The sequence below is a fragment of the Terriglobales bacterium genome (genome assembly GCA_035567895.1).
Classification (GTDB): Bacteria; Acidobacteriota; Terriglobia; order Terriglobales; family Acidobacteriaceae; genus Gp1-AA112.
In genome coordinates, this window is record DATMPC010000085.1 from 110,033 (window position 1) to 124,751 (window position 14,719).

The window sequence follows — 14,719 nt, forward strand, 5'->3', positions numbered from 1 at the left end:
GATACTACGGTTGCTGCGGTACGGAGACCTCTCTACCGTAAACCTCGTCCAAAATCTTCTGTGCGCCTCTCGCCAGCAGGGCGCGCCCAACTTCCACACCGAGTTTCTCGGGATCGGATCCCTCGCTTTCTTCGCGAATCATCGAGCTCCCATCGGGACTGGCGACTACGGCTCGAAGCAACAAACCTCGCTGAGTTGGTGACGCATAAGCTCCGATCGGAACCTGGCATCCGCCTCCTAACTGATTCAACGTCGCACGCTCACATGCAACCGCCACGCGGGTCGGCGGATGATCGAGAAATTTCACAGCCTCTATGGTGGCTGCGTCGTTCGCGCGAGTCTCGATGGCAAGCGCTCCTTGCCCAGCGGCGGGACACATTTGTGCCGGTTCGAAATACTGCCGGACCGCGTCGGTCAGTCCCAATCTAGTCACTCCGGCTGCGGCCAGGATGATGGCATCAAACGCGCCACTTTGGAGCTTTCGTAGTCGAGTATCCACGTTGCCCCGCAACGGAATGATCTCGAGATCCGAGCGGAGTGCGTGCAGTTGCGCCTGCCGGCGCAGGCTGCTCGTACCGACGCGAGCGCGCTTAGGCAATTCGCCGATTTGCGAGTAGCGAACCGACAAGAATGTATCCCGCGGATCGTCCCGCCGTGGAACCGCTGCCAGCACAAACCCGTTAGGCAGCTCGGTCGGCAAATCTTTGAGACTGTGTACGGCAAGATCGACTCGACCTGCGGATAGCGCCTCTTCGATCTCTTTAGTAAACATTCCTTTGGTGCCAACTTTAGCGAGAGCCACATCGGTAATTTTGTCGCCAGTAGTCTTGATGATTTCAATGGAGACGCTGTGCCCTTGCCGCTGAAGCAGGCTGGAAATGTGATTGGCCTGCCAAAGAGCCAGTTGAGATCCACGCGATCCAATGCGGAGTTGAGCCATCAGCGGCGAGAGCCGGGCTTTTGCTCGGCAACCTCGGTTTCGTCCTCGTCGATCGCAAGAGAATGCCGATCCTTATTGTCAGCAACGGCGGAAGCATTTTTGTCGGAAGGGCCCGATGCACCGTTCCGCCGCGCTTCCTCACTTTCGATTCCAAACAGTCCGCGCAAAAGCTCTGCGGTAGTGGCAAGCTGGTCTGAGCCGCTGAAGCTCTTGAGTGCGGAAATGGGAGTGTGCAGAATTTTGTTTACAATGCTGCGGGTCAGATTCTCTACGGCACTCTCCTGCTCTGGCGAGAGCTTACCCAACCGTCCGCGCAGACGATCGAGTTCCGACCGCCGAATGTCCTCTACGCGTTTTTGCAGCGCCACGATTGTGGGCACTGCATCAAGGCTTTGCACGCGCCGCTGAAAGCGGACGACTTCTTCTTCGATCAGCCTCTCCGCTCGCTCGGCCTCACGTCCGCGATCGCTGACGTTGGCTTCGACTACCTGCTGCAGGTCGTCGATGTCGTAAACGAAGATACCGTCCACATGGCTCAGTTGTGCATCCACATCGCGCGGCACGGCGATATCGATGAAGAACATTGGCCGGTTCTTGCGGCGATGCATGAACATCTCGCCATGTTCGCGCCGGAAGATCGCGTGAGGAGCGCCGGTAGAGGTGATTACGATGTCGGCCTGGTCAGCGGTGCTGTAGAGCTGGTCAAAATGGATCGCGCTGCCGCCCACACGCTCCGCCATCTGCAGTGCACGGTCATGTGTGCGATTGGAAACAAAGATTGTGCCGGCTCCATGCGAGCGAAGATGGCGGGCCGCCAATTCACTTATCTTGCCGGCGCCTACTACGTACACGCTTCTACCTTGCAGGCTGCCGAAAATCTTCTTAGCGAGTTCCACAGCGACTGACGCAACCGAGACTACCGAGCTTCCGATGGCCGTCTCCGTCCGTACCCGCTTCGCTACTGAAAAGGCTCGGCTCAAGAGCGCATCGAGATTCGATTGAACGGAACCCACGGCTTTGCCGATGGCGTATGACTGTTTAACCTGGCCCAGAATCTGCGGTTCTCCAACGATCATTGAGTCAAGGCTCGCGGCTACGCGAAAAACATGCCGTACCACATCGTCGCCGTTGTACTCATACAGGTGCTCGCGCAGCGCTGATACATCGGTTAGGAGGTAGTCGCGAATGAAGGCATACAGATCGGCGCCACTTTCGGAAGCGACCGCAAATTCGACTCGATTACAAGTCGAGAACACCACGCACTCACCGACACCGGGATGTTCCAGCAGTCTCCGGGTAGCTTCCTCCAGACGCCATTCTGGAACTGCAATGCGTTCTCGCACTTCGACGGGGGCCGTCTTGTGGTTCACGCCAATGAGTTGGAGTTTCATCGCGCTACGAACCTGTGGACTCCACTGAAGTAGTTTGCTGCCCAAACGCTAAGCGCTGCAGCGAAAGCGAAGGCTGTGAGCAACGCGGCACGCCGTCCGCGCCACCCGGAGTTCCATCGCGTGTACAGCATCACCGTGTAAACGGCCCACATCAGCAGGCTGAGAATGATTTTGGGATCCTGAAAATAACTCGCCCCGTATTGCATCTGGGCGATCACCGAACCGGCGATCAACCCGATCGTCATGAACGGAAAGCCGATGATCAGGAGTCGATAGCCGATGTTGTCGATAGTCTCCAATGCAGGAAGCTTACCGGCGATTCCATTCAGATCCTTGCGCTTGAGGCTGCGCTCGTGCAGTAGATACAGCACGCTGGCGATGAAGCTGAAGAAGAGAGCCGAATATCCAACCAGAATCAGGATGATATGGGTGTAGATCCATCCGCTGCGCAATTGCGGTGAAATCAATTGTGGTGGGCCCTGTGCCAATGCCGCCGATAGGGAAAGTAGAAATGCGATTGGCAGGACAACGATTCCCGGAGATGTGGTCCGATAGATGTAATAGACGCCGATGAACAGCAGCATCATCAGGAATGCAAGCAGCGATTCCGACTGATGCAGCGGACTTCCGGCCATACCGCCGGATACAAACGCTTCTACCAGCGCGACACAATGCAGCGTGACCGCAACTCCGGCGATGGGGAGAGTCGCCCTGGACAGAATTTCGCGCCGCCGCAGCAGCGCGATCAGGGCGTACAGCATGCTGAGGCCGTACAAACCTGCCGCGATTCGTAACCAGAATAGAGACATGGAAAACTATGCCAATTCGCCCGCGAAGACTCGATTGTCTCCGTTGCTACAGTTGAAATTCCGCAACTTGAAGGCGAACAGTACCACATAATTATACGCAGCGTGGTTCGCCCATTTTGCCTTTACGCCAGCGCGATCACCTGATGGTCGTGGCATTCGGGCCGATAGTCTTCGATGAGCCGATCGATCAGCTCAGTCCCAAATTTGGCCAGGAAATAAATTCCGGCTACGCGCCGCTCCTGGAGCTCCTTTTCGGGAAACAGTAAGGAACTGAGCATGCTCGCGTGACGGTCCAGGACCTGTTCCCGATGGAGATTCGCGCGTGCCGCCCGTGATTCCAGGCGCTGAAGTTGATGCCGCATCTTGCGCGCCGCAACCTCACCCGCTGCCTCTACAGTTGGGTCGAGCCTTTTTAGCGAGTGGAGGAGGGGAGCCAGCAAGCGTTCGAGATGTTCGCGGCTACGATCGAAGTCATCTTTTATGTCAGCTGGAATGGTTCTCTGCGCGAGCGCGGCTACAAAGTCGTCTTTGGGTTGGAGCACGTCACGAAGCCTGAGACCGTACTTACGCATCCAGCTCGCGAGGCGCGCCTCGATCAAAGTCGTCGAGAATCGAGGCCATACCGGCGTAGTCCTGCCCAGCAGACGCTCGTATACAACCTGAGACTGAGCGAAGTATGCGATCTCCGCAGGTCCAGCGATGTAGGTCGCTGTGGGGAGCAAGTAATCCTGCAGGACCGAGCGGAGCAAGACATTCGCGGTAAAAAGCTCGGGGCTGGACTCAATCTGCCGTTGCAATTGCTCTGGAGTCCACTGGGTGCCGTTGGCGCTGAAGGTTCCATTCTTGCGATGAATCGGCAGGCGCTTTCCATCCTTGAGAAAGAACAGAAGCGTTGATGATTGCGTGACCTTTACCTGCGCGTGATATCCCGCAGCTTCGAGTTCCTTCGATCGCGAGAGGAGCGCGCGCGTCAGCTCTTCTGCGTATTGAGCGGCGGAGCGAAGAATCGGGGCACCGATTTGGTGGTGTTGATCATCCGATGGTTCCAGAACGATCAGGCCTTGTCGCGCGAACAGCTTCGTCATCAGCTCCGCGAAGGAGGTCGCGAATGTCTTTCCCGGCTGATAACTCGATCGCACCAGATCGAGCGTCTCGGATTCACCAACAAGTTGTTGCAGCTGGTCAACCAGCGAGACGATATCGCCGGCAAGGGAAACGGTTCCGACCGGACACCCTGGACAGCCTCGCGAAGACGTTTCCAATCTCTGCAGTTCGCCCCGGCTATCGGGCACAAAAGCGTGATTCACCTCTGCCAGATCGTGGTCTTCCGACGCCAACCAAAACACTGGGACGGCTTCCACTCCTCTGGCCGTGAGTTCGCGTGCGAGGCGAATGATGGTGACGGCCTTGTAAAGCGTGTAGGCCGGTCCCAGAAACAGACCCACCTGTTGGCCGCTAACGACTGCACGCGCTCCTTTACGAAGTTTCTCGATGTTGCTAAGAGCCTCGTCTCCGGCGTTCCAGGCGCGATTTTGTCTTAAGAGCACATCAGCGACGCGTTCCCGACGTTCAACCGGGATGCTTACGCCGCGAGCCTGACTTTCGAGTTCATCGAGAGAAAGTGTGGACGTGGGATAGAAGGGGCGAGTCTGCGGATTAGCGGTGAGGAAGTCGAGAAAGAGCCGCGAAGTGCCGGGCACATCACGGAAGGGAAGACATTCCTGGTCCAATCGGGCCTCTCTCGCTCAAGTTCATACTACAGTGGAGTTTGGATTTCAGCGGACTGCAGAAGGATGCAGAAAGTCCTCGTTATCCCGCGGCCATTGCGGGTTCAGTGGCGTGCTGCTGAATTTCCTGCCATGCACCACGAATGTGCTCTTCTTCAGTGTAGGCCTGGCCAATACACATCCGGATTGCAAACTGTCCTTTAAGCTTAGTGTGCGACAGAAAGAGCTTGCCTGATGAGTTCAGCTTCTTCATCAGAGCTTCACTGGCTGAATCTGGGCCCTTGAGGCGGAAGCACACCAGGTTCAAGGAAACAGGAGCCACAATCTCAAAGCGGGAATCCGCCTTGAGCCAGCCAACAAACTTTTCAGTGAGCTCAATATGGCGACGGACCATTGCCTGCAATCCCTCTACCCCGTAAGAGCGCATGACCAGCCACAATTTCAGAGCGCGAAACCGTCTGCCGAGCGGGATATGCCAGTCACGGAAGTCTACGACGGCACCCGTAGCTGAAGCCGCGTTCCGCAAGTACTCAGGAGTGATCGCCAGGGTTTCCGTCAGCTCCTTTCGGTCGCGGACATAAAAGCAAGTGCAATCGAAGTTGGTGAGCATCCACTTGTGGCAATCGAAGCAGTAGCTGTCCGCCAGCTCAAGCCCGTCGTGAATCGATCGCAGCTCTTGGCAAAGCGCGGCTGTACCCGCCATCGCCGCATCAACGTGCAGCCAGATGTTGTGCTCGCGGCAAATAGCGCCAATCTCCGGCAGCGGATCAATCGACATCGTCGATGTCGTGCCGATTGTCGCACCCACAAAGCAGGGAACGCGACCGGAAGACTTGTCGTCCTGAATCGCTCGCGCCAGCGCAGCGGGCTTCATGCGAAACTGCTCGTCGACCTCGATCACGCGCAGATTCTTTCGTCCAATGCCTGCAACTTTTATGGCCTTCTCCATCGAGGAATGCGCCTGCGCCGAGGTGTACGCCGTGAGGCGCTGATCGCACCCATCCTCATTCGAGCTGAATTGCGTCGCTCGCTCGCGTCCGGCAAGCACAGCGCAGAGATTTGCACTCGATGCCGAATCCTGGATCACGCCGCCACCTGTGCTTGTCGACAGAAAATGTTTGGGCAGGTCGAGCATCTCCACCAGCCAGTCGAGCATGCGCATCTCGAGTTCCGTGCATGCTGGACTCGTTAGCCACAACATTCCCTGCACACCCAGGCCTGACGACAGCAGATCGCCGACTACGGACGGTGGAGAGCTATTCCCCGGGAAATAAGCGAAAAAGTTTGGCGACTGCCAATGCGTAATGCCCGGCAGAATCTTGCTGTCAAGATCCTTGAGAATCGTCTCGACCGGTTCGGGAGCCGAAGGCGCGCGGGAGGGAAGTGAGGCGAAAACGTCTCCTGGTTTCACCTGCGACAGCACGGGAAGCTCCGGAGCGCGCGCCAGGTACTTTGAAATCCATTCGAGCGCAACGCGACCGTCTCGAAGAAGCTGTTCCGATGCCACGCGAGATTTGCCGTTGCGATTGCTCATTTCACTCCGTGCCTTGCAGATGCCTCATGGGACTTGTGGCAAAGTCGCCCTCGGCTGTGTGCGCTGGCACTCCGACGATGTGTTGGATGTCGCCCGAACTAGAAACGCACCTTGAAATCCGGCTCCTGATGCACGTGGATGCTATCGATGAATCGCACTTTGCCGGTACTACGCGTCATGACAAGCGACTGCGTGCGAATCCCATCACCAAAAAAGCGCACTCCTTTGAGCAACGATCCATCCGTCACGCCGGTCGCGGCAAAAACGATGTTCTCGCCCGGCGCCAGGTCCTTGGCGAGATAAATCTTCTTCGGGTCCTTGATGCCCATCGTCTTCACACGCTCTTCCAACTCCGGCTTGTCCACTACCAGCCGCGCAAAGATCTCGCCGTTCAGGCAGCGCATAGCAGCCGCGGTTATTACGCCCTCAGGAGCTCCACCGATACCCATTACGGCATGAACACCGGTCCCCATCACTGCCGCCGCAATTCCTGCCGAAAGGTCTCCATCGCCGATTAGTTTTATTCGTGCACCCGTCGCGCGGATCTCAGAGATGAGCTTTTCGTGCCTGGGACGATCAAGCACGATAATCACCAGGTCCCTCACATCGCGGTCAAGACTCTTGGCAATCATCTTCAAGTTGTACTTCACCGGAGCGTCAAGATCGATTCCGTCCTTGCACGGCGGTCCCACAACGAGCTTTTCCATGTAGCAGTCGGGTGCGTGCAGCAGTCCGCCGCGCTCCGAAGCCGCGAGGACGGTGATCGCGTTGGGAGCTCCCGTAGCGCACAGATTCGTCCCTTCCAGCGGATCAACAGCGATATCCACTTCCGGAAATGCCACGCTGTCGGGATGTTTCGCCCCCACCTTCTCGCCGATATACAGCATGGGAGCCTGATCCCGTTCACCTTCGCCGATCACTATCGTGCCGCGCATTGGCACGGAATCCATCGCGCGCCGCATCGCCTCAGTCGCCACCTGATCCGACTTCGGACGATCCCCCATGCCCATCGTCTTCGCCGACTCGATCGCGGCTTCTTCAACAATGCGTGTAAATTCGAGCGCCAGTTCGAACTCCATCTGCTGGCTTAGGCCATTCGGCGACGGGATGGTTTCAATTTGGGTCTTCGGCATGGAAAGCCCTCCGAGAATACGATGCTGATACTTCAGGAAGCGAGCTGCAGGCGGGGGTACCCTGCGGACGAAACTGCCGATTATAACCTTAGGACGGAGAGGCGAACACGAAGGTCACAAAGGAAACTTCAAAGGTCACGAAGATTGAGACTCAGTGACCTTGCTGTTTCCTTCGTGACCTTCGTGTTCGCCTCTCCGGTCTTACTTGATCACAGTCTTAGCTGCGGACATGTTGTCAAAACGATCCCATACACGCACCACCACCACGTGCTCTCCCGAACTCACTACTTGCGCAGGTTCCTCGCTGCCACCATCGCGAGTGCGCGAGCGCTTGCCCGCCTTCTTGCCGTTTTCGGCCGCGGCTTGAACTTCTGTGTTCGGCAGGCCTGCCGAGAAGTCATATTCCTCGGTTGGGGAATCGGAGAGTTTCCCCACCGGCTCTACATAATGCCATTCACCCGCGTCAATCGAATACTCGGCACGCTTGATCGGTGAGAAGCTGTCGGCGGCGCGGAAGCTCACGTGCATCGTGTTTCCTTCCACCTTGGCCTGAAGCGCCTGAACTACCGGAGGCGTACTGTCGACTTCAAAGCGCGAGCTGATCTTCTCGTCCGTCAGCGCCTCATCGGGCGAGTGCGAGGGAGCGTCCGATGCGACAATCCGAACCTCATATCCTCCGTCAGGCAGCAGACTCGAGTCCCATGAGTAGTACTTGTCCGGGATGTTGTCCTTCAGCAGCTTCCAGTCGCGTTCGTTATCGCCGCGGTAGTAAATGGAATAGACAAGATCGTCGTCATTATCGTCATGTGCGCCCCAGCGCACCGCGATGTAGTCACGATCCTTGACCGCCGACGGAGGAGTATCGAAGCGCACTGGCGCTGCCACCGGCGTGTTTCCCAGCGGGATATTCACGTTCTCAGTAGTCGGTTTTTGCGCGGGCAGGGAGGTGATGCGTGCGCCGACTTGCACATTGATGTCTTCTATTACCGGAGCAATGTTTTTTGGCAGATAGTTGATCGCCACGCTTTCAATCTGTGTATTCGCATTTCCGGGATGCAACGAGACCTTCCATTGCACGAAGCGGGCCGCCGGAATCGACAGTCGCTCAGCGGTCTTCAAATCGATCTTCGTCCATGGACTCCAGTTGCGATCCGGATTATCGACGTTCCCACTTCGGGCAAAGAAATCGAACTCGCCGGTTCCGCGCACTTGCGGACGCCCCCACTGCGAGAAGCTCTTAGCGTCGAAGACGTCACTCTCATACGTTCCTGCCTGCTCGCGCCCCGGGCCAAGGACAAATAACTTGCCCAGGTTGGCGGTGACGGCATAGACGGCCCCATTGCTGGCCCGCGCCATTGACGTAATCTGATTCGCGCTGAGCTTCACCAGATCGCGGTAGATTCCCGTTTTAGAATTGGGCGCAACAGCATAGATGTGACCACGGTTACCGGTGCCGGCGAGCAACTGTCCGTCCGGAGCGAAGGTAAGCGCGTAAACCAGATCGTCTCTGGAACTCCAGATGCGGCTTGGGGATCCATCCGTAGAGATCGTGTAGATCTCTGAGCCACCGCTTATCTGGCCGGGCAGAGAAGGTGGTGCTGCTGTGACAACGGCAGGCGTGCTGGCCGGAGCCGGAGGCGGAGGCTGTGGAGATGGGGTTACAGCTCCACGCTTCTCTCCCACGCCCGCGGCGAAGATGTTGCCGGCTGCGTCGGTGGCGAGCGCGGTGATCTCCTTTTTGGGCGCGCTGTACAGCACGAACGCCTCCCCGGCTGGGGAAATGCGGTATACCAACCCGCTGCCGTCCGATCCGGCAATTACCGTGCTCAATCCCGGCGTACCTTTCTTACTGCGCTTGCCATCTTCCGGCTCGGCGGTTGGCTTCACCAGGGCCAGGCAGCGAATGTGGGCTTCGTCGCTCTTGAAGAAAACCGACCCCTCTCCCGTCTTCTCGACCTTGAAAATCTGACCGTTGTCGCCGGTCGCGACATACATCCGTCCAGCCGGATCAAGTTCGATGTCCCAAATGTATTTCGTTTTGGGATCGAAGAAGACCGAAGAGTTGTACATGTTTTCGGCTTCGGTCGTCTTTGTGACGGCCGAATCGTTCTGCGCAGGCTGCGGTTCTTCCTTCTTTGCTTTTTTCTTCTCGGGGGCGGGCGCGTTCGGCTGCAATTTGTACACCCGCCCATCCGGGGATGTGGCTGCGTAGATAGTGCCATCGGTATCGATGGCCAGCGCCTGTACCTGAAGTTCTTTGGCTTCGAAAATGACGTTTGCTTTGCCGTCTGGAGTCACGCGATAGACGCGCGCCGGCGATCCAGCGCCCAAATAGGCATTGCCCTGAGCGTCACTCACTACCTGCCAGATGTAAGTTGAAGGCGAGGTGTAGATCGATCTCAGCGATGGCGCGAGCTGCAAGTTCCCATCGCTAGAGATGGCGACGCCATTACTCGTCCCTTTTTCAAACTCTTCAAACTTGGATTGCTGCCAGAGCTGAGTACCCTCAGCCCAAACGGCCGAGGAGAGTAGAAGAAGGCAGAACGCCTTCAGAAAGCCTTGAACCATATTCCAAAGTGTATGCGAAAACCCGAATTGAAGAGCGAACACGAAGGTCACGAAAGACGACACAGAAGGCCACGAAGTTGACGATGGAAGGTGGTTTCGGGAGGTCCTACTCCGTGACCTCTTTTGTCGTCCTTCGTGACCTTCGTGTTCGCTGTGTCGGGGTTTTCCGAAGAACCCACAAGACTCCACAGCTTTGCCCCGATAACCGTCATTGATTCCTGCTCTCGAGGCTCCTACAGTCAAATGCCTCCGCGGCGTCAAAACGGGCGACGCTGGAGTGGTAACTGCGAGGACAGGTGCTGCTCGGGGCCGCACCTGTTATCCACAAATTATTAACAATCCGAATTCCGCCAAAAACCACAGTCCAGGCTGGCGATGATTGAAAGGCAAGGGGTTAACCAGCCAGCAGCTAGTCTGCATTTCAGCTACAATATATGGGGTTAGCCTATTGACAGGCCCCATATGCAGGTGTAACTTACGTTTCCACCTGCTCCTGAAAGTCACGGAGCGGGTGACAGTGGCCCTCCCCCAATCGGATGGTTTTGTGATCGGGTGAGTTTCCAGCGATGGCTCCCAGGACAGCAAATCTCGGATTCATCAAATCGCAAAATCATCCAATTTGCGTCAGCCCCCTTGGACGTTCAGAGGTGAGCGTCCGCATAACAACAATTAACCGGTGCAGCGGTGACACCAATGGGAATCGGGTGATTGCGTGATCGGGTGAAGTAAGACTGGTTTGGCTGCTGGTTTTACTTCACCCGATCACCCGATGACCCGATCACCCGATCCGAAGTGACCCGATAAGAGAAGCGGTCGATATCCCTCAGGAGCCTCCCATGGCTGAAGTGACCAACAAGACGCAAGTGGCAACCGGAGCAGCCGCGAAGACGGCGCCCGCAGTCTCCACCCCCTCAACCAGGAAGGCACCGGGCCTCCAGTTCCGTCGTTATTTCACTAAGCCAGGTACATCGCCGTACGACCAGTTCCAGTGGGAGCTGCGTACCGCCTCGATCACCGACGCCCAGGGCAAGACGATCTTTGAGCAGAAAAACGTAGAGACTCCCAAAGACTGGTCGATGACGGCAACCAACATCGTCGCCAGCAAGTATCTGCACGGCACCGTGGGAACTCCTGAGCGTGAAAGCGGCGTGCGTGCCCTGGTGGGCCGCGTTGCCGAGACGATTAGCGACTGGGGAGTCAATGGCGGCTACTTCGCCACTCGCGCCGATGCCGACACATTTCATGATGAGCTGGCGTACATCCTGCTCGACCAGCGCGCAGCGTTTAATTCTCCCGTGTGGTTCAACGTGGGCTGCGACCGCCTCGAGCCCAACTCCGATGCGCAGAACTGGCACTGGAATCCCGAAATGGGAAGTGTGCAGTTCGGCGTGACCGGCTATCGCAATCCGCAGTGCTCCGCCTGCTTCATTAACTCAGTAAAGGACTCGCTCGACTCCATCCTCACGCTGGCCAAGACGGAAGGCATGCTCTTCAAGTGGGGATCGGGAACTGGCACGAATCTTTCTCCGCTGCGCTCCTCGACCGAGCAACTCTCGGGCGGAGGCACAGCTTCAGGTCCGCTGAGCTTCATGCGCGGATTCGACGCCTTCGCCGGCGTCATCAAGTCGGGCGGCAAGACCCGCCGCGCTGCCAAGATGGTGATCCTCAACGTCGATCACCCCGACATCGAAGACTTTATCGATTGCAAGCGGGAAGAAGAGGCCAAGGCTTGGGCGCTGATCCGCGAAGGCTACGACGGCAGCACGCCCGACTCGCCTGCCTATTCGTCGATCTTCTTCCAGAACGCGAACAACTCCGTGCGCGTGACCGACGAGTTCATGAACGCGGCCATCAACGACGAGAATTTCTTTACTCGCAGCGTGAAGGAGAAGAAGCCGTTCGCGTCGAAGAAGGCCAAAGATCTGCTGCGCAAGATCGCCGAAGCCACGTACTACTGCGGCGATCCCGGCATGCAATACGACACCACCATCAACAAGTGGCACACGTCGAAGAACACCGCCCGCATCAACGCTTCAAATCCGTGCTCGGAGTACATGTTCCTCGACGACTCGGCCTGCAACCTGGCCAGCATCAACCTGCTGAAGTTCTATACGAACAACACCTTCGACATCGAAGCCTACAAGTTCGCCTGCGACGTGCTGATCACTGCACAGGAGATACTGGTGGACAGCTCGGGATATCCCACCGAGGCAATCGCGCGCAACTCGCATGACTATCGTCCGCTGGGACTCGGCTACGCCAATCTTGGCGGCTTGCTGATGGCCGCAGGCTTGCCCTACGACTCAGATGCCGGACGCGACTATGCTGCCTGCCTTACGGCCATCATGTGCGGCGAAGCGTACTACCAGTCGTCGAAGATCGCCGAGCTGTGCCTCGCTCTGGCTCCTGCGACTCCGCTCACGCAAACCGCGGAGATCACCGGCGCAGCCTGCCCTGGCTTCTATGTGAATCGCGAACCATTCCTCGACGTAATCAGGATGCACAGGGCAAGCGTCAACAACATCGGTTCCTCTGTGTCCTCTGTGGTGAACGATAAGCAGTTGCCCAAGCTCATCGAAGCCAGCAAGGAAGCTTGGGATAACGCGCTAGCCCATGGCGAGAAACACGGCTATCGCAACTCGCAGGTCACGGTGCTCGCCCCCACCGGCACGATCGGCTTCATGATGGACTGCGACACCACCGGCATCGAGCCCGATTTGGCACTGGTGAAGTACAAGAAGCTGGTCGGCGGCGGCATGATCAAGATCGTCAACAACACCGTCCCGACTGCTCTGTTCAAACTCGGCTACTCCAGCGAGCAGGCCAACAACATCGTCAGCTACATCGACGCCACCGGCACCATCGAAGGCGCGCCTGGTCTGAAGGAAGAGCACCTGCCCGTCTTTGACTGCAGCTTTAAGCCGTCCAAGGGAACGCGCTCTATCCATTACATAGGCCACATCAAGATGATGGCGGCCACGCAGCCGTTCATCTCGGGCGCGATCTCGAAGACCGTCAATCTGCCCAACGATGCAACCGTCGAAGAGATCGCCGAAGCGTACATTGAATCCTGGCGCCAAGGCCTGAAGGCCGTAGCCATCTACCGCGACGGCTCGAAGGGCGCGCAACCACTCAACGTGTCAGACGGAAACAAAGCGAAAGACACAAAAGCCAGCACTCAGCAGCCGGTAACCAGCCAGCAGATAGTGCCAGAAGTGCAGGACCAGAACGCTCCACCGAAAGCGGTTCGCCATCGTTTGCCGGAAGAGCGCGCCTCGCTCACACACAAGTTCTCCATCGCCGGGCATGAGGGCTACATCACGGTAGGTCTCTATCCCAACGGACAGCCGGGCGAGATCTTCATCAAGATGGCAAAGGAGGGCTCCACGGTCTCCGGGCTCATGGACGCGTTCGCAACATCCATCTCGCTAGCCCTGCAACACGGTGTGCCGCTGAAAGTGCTCTGCGAGAAGTTCGCCCACACCCGCTTCGAACCCAGCGGCTGGAGCGGCAACGGCAAGATCGGCTTCGCCAAGTCAATCACCGACTACATCTTTCGCTGGCTGCACTTCCGCTTCGTCGAGCCCGAACAGGGAGACTTGTTCGAAGGCATGCTGAAGCGCAACGGAGTCGCGGATCCAGCCGCCTCGGCGGGGAGTCTACCGGCGCCGCCTGAGAGCGTGGCTGGCACGACTTCCTCTGGAGCACAGTCGGGCTTAGCCGGCAGCCGGAAGCTGGAAGCTGGAAGCGTGCATCCTGCCGATGCACTGCGCGACATTGTGGACATGGGCGACGCACCCTCATGCCACGTCTGCGGCTCCATCATGACGCGTAATGGAAGTTGCTACAGATGCATGAGCTGCGGCAGCACCAGCGGATGTAGCTAAGAAGATTTGAAGTTGTGGCACAGCCGCCCTCGGCTGTGTTCCAGCCCCGGAGGTAATCAAAAGCAGAACACGGATTAGACGGATGTAACGGATCGGACGGATGAACCGAAACATGGGTTCACTTCACCCGATCACCCCATTCAGTTTGCCTCTGGCCGAGGAGAAACTCCCCGAGATGCGCGAGACGAGAGATATGTTCCAAATGCCGAATGAGAAAGTCGAATATCAACCCGAGCCGGAGAGTCTGGCAGGTTTTCTCGCGAGCTTGACCGAAAAAGTAGACGAGCTTCTATTGGCCGCGAACTTGCGTCCCAATTTGGAATAGATCGTTCGCGCAGAGTGAGAACTAGTGCCGCGCCTTTGGCGGCACTTATCTAAGGGCTCATTACGTGTTTTCGTACCTGAATTAGCAGCTACGAACGCACCTGCGGCCAGGCGCTCGAAAAGCTGGCTTGCGCGCCTCAAAAGTACCTTAAAACTGCCTCAAAAGTGCGCTCGAAGTGCCCCGAAAAAACGCTTCCAGAGCCCCAAAATGCACTTCGGATGCGTTTTAGAGACGTCTCCGATCCAAGGCCTGACGATCTCCTGCATCCTTTAGTTATGGGGCAGCCTCGTTTGGTCAAAATGGGAAATCTGCATTGCGGGCGTTTTGGGGCGTTCGCCAGAGCCAGCCAGTGGGGGAGTGGCACGCCGCGCTTACCGGCGCGTCTGCGGGCAGGCTAAATCGATT

The 14,719-nt window shown here is 57.4% G+C and carries 9 protein-coding genes; 2 read left to right on the forward strand and 7 right to left on the reverse strand.

Features of this window, described 5'->3' with window-relative positions; genetic code table 11:
* Positions 1 to 4: 4 nt before the first annotated feature.
* The 7 genes from hemC to VNX88_17630 all read right to left on the reverse strand — a co-directional run bounded on the left by hemC (position 5) and on the right by VNX88_17630 (position 10,102).
* Positions 5 to 940, reverse strand: a complete 936-nt coding sequence (gene hemC, locus VNX88_17600; protein HWY70486.1) for a hydroxymethylbilane synthase — start codon at positions 938 to 940, stop codon at positions 5 to 7.
* Positions 940 to 2,331, reverse strand: a complete 1,392-nt coding sequence (gene hemA, locus VNX88_17605) for a glutamyl-tRNA reductase (GenBank protein HWY70487.1) — start codon at positions 2,329 to 2,331, stop codon at positions 940 to 942. The genes hemC and hemA overlap by 1 nt, the downstream gene beginning before the upstream one ends.
* Positions 2,328 to 3,140 (reverse strand): cytochrome c biogenesis protein CcsA, encoded by an 813-nt coding sequence (gene ccsA, locus VNX88_17610; protein HWY70488.1) that lies wholly within the window; start codon positions 3,138 to 3,140, stop codon positions 2,328 to 2,330. Before ccsA ends, hemA begins: the two co-directional genes overlap by 4 nt.
* Positions 3,141 to 3,262: 122 nt before the next feature.
* Positions 3,263 to 4,870, reverse strand: a complete 1,608-nt coding sequence (bshC, locus tag VNX88_17615; protein HWY70489.1) for a bacillithiol biosynthesis cysteine-adding enzyme BshC — start codon at positions 4,868 to 4,870, stop codon at positions 3,263 to 3,265.
* Positions 4,871 to 4,949: 79 nt separating this feature from the next.
* On the reverse strand, positions 4,950 to 6,401 hold the full coding sequence (locus VNX88_17620) for a pyridoxal-dependent decarboxylase (GenBank protein HWY70490.1): 1,452 nt from the start codon (positions 6,399 to 6,401) through the stop codon (positions 4,950 to 4,952).
* 98 nt (positions 6,402 to 6,499) lie between these two features.
* Complete coding sequence (gene glpX / locus VNX88_17625; GenBank protein HWY70491.1) at positions 6,500 to 7,534, reverse strand: class II fructose-bisphosphatase; 1,035 nt, start codon at positions 7,532 to 7,534, stop codon at positions 6,500 to 6,502.
* Positions 7,535 to 7,735: 201 nt separating this feature from the next.
* Positions 7,736 to 10,102, reverse strand: coding sequence for a hypothetical protein (locus VNX88_17630; protein HWY70492.1), 2,367 nt, complete (start codon positions 10,100 to 10,102; stop codon positions 7,736 to 7,738).
* An 836-nt stretch (positions 10,103 to 10,938) separates the two neighbouring features.
* Here VNX88_17630 and VNX88_17635 point away from each other — a divergent pair.
* Both VNX88_17635 and VNX88_17640 read left to right on the forward strand, forming a co-directional pair.
* A complete protein-coding gene (locus VNX88_17635) occupies positions 10,939 to 13,989 on the forward strand; it encodes a vitamin B12-dependent ribonucleotide reductase (protein ID HWY70493.1) in 3,051 nt (1,016 codons plus the stop codon).
* Positions 13,990 to 14,101: 112 nt separating this feature from the next.
* Positions 14,102 to 14,314: a hypothetical protein gene (locus VNX88_17640; protein ID HWY70494.1), complete on the forward strand. Its 213-nt coding sequence runs from the start codon at positions 14,102 to 14,104 to the stop codon at positions 14,312 to 14,314.
* The last annotated feature ends 405 nt before the right edge of the window (positions 14,315 to 14,719 follow it).

Bases quoted from the DNA above. Each gene is read 5' to 3' on its own strand.
- VNX88_17635 (HWY70493.1), top strand. From the start codon at position 10,939: ATGGCTGAAGTGACCAACAAGACGCAAGTGGCAACCGGAGCAGCCGCG.
- glpX (HWY70491.1), bottom strand. From the start codon at position 7,534: ATGCCGAAGACCCAAATTGAAACCATCCCGTCGCCGAATGGCCTAAGC.
- VNX88_17620 (HWY70490.1), bottom strand. From the start codon at position 6,401: ATGAGCAATCGCAACGGCAAATCTCGCGTGGCATCGGAACAGCTTCTT.
- hemC (HWY70486.1), bottom strand. From the start codon at position 940: ATGGCTCAACTCCGCATTGGATCGCGTGGATCTCAACTGGCTCTTTGG.
- hemA (HWY70487.1), bottom strand. From the start codon at position 2,331: ATGAAACTCCAACTCATTGGCGTGAACCACAAGACGGCCCCCGTCGAA.
- ccsA (HWY70488.1), bottom strand. From the start codon at position 3,140: ATGTCTCTATTCTGGTTACGAATCGCGGCAGGTTTGTACGGCCTCAGC.
- VNX88_17640 (HWY70494.1), top strand. From the start codon at position 14,102: ATGGGTTCACTTCACCCGATCACCCCATTCAGTTTGCCTCTGGCCGAG.
- VNX88_17630 (HWY70492.1), bottom strand. From the start codon at position 10,102: ATGGTTCAAGGCTTTCTGAAGGCGTTCTGCCTTCTTCTACTCTCCTCG.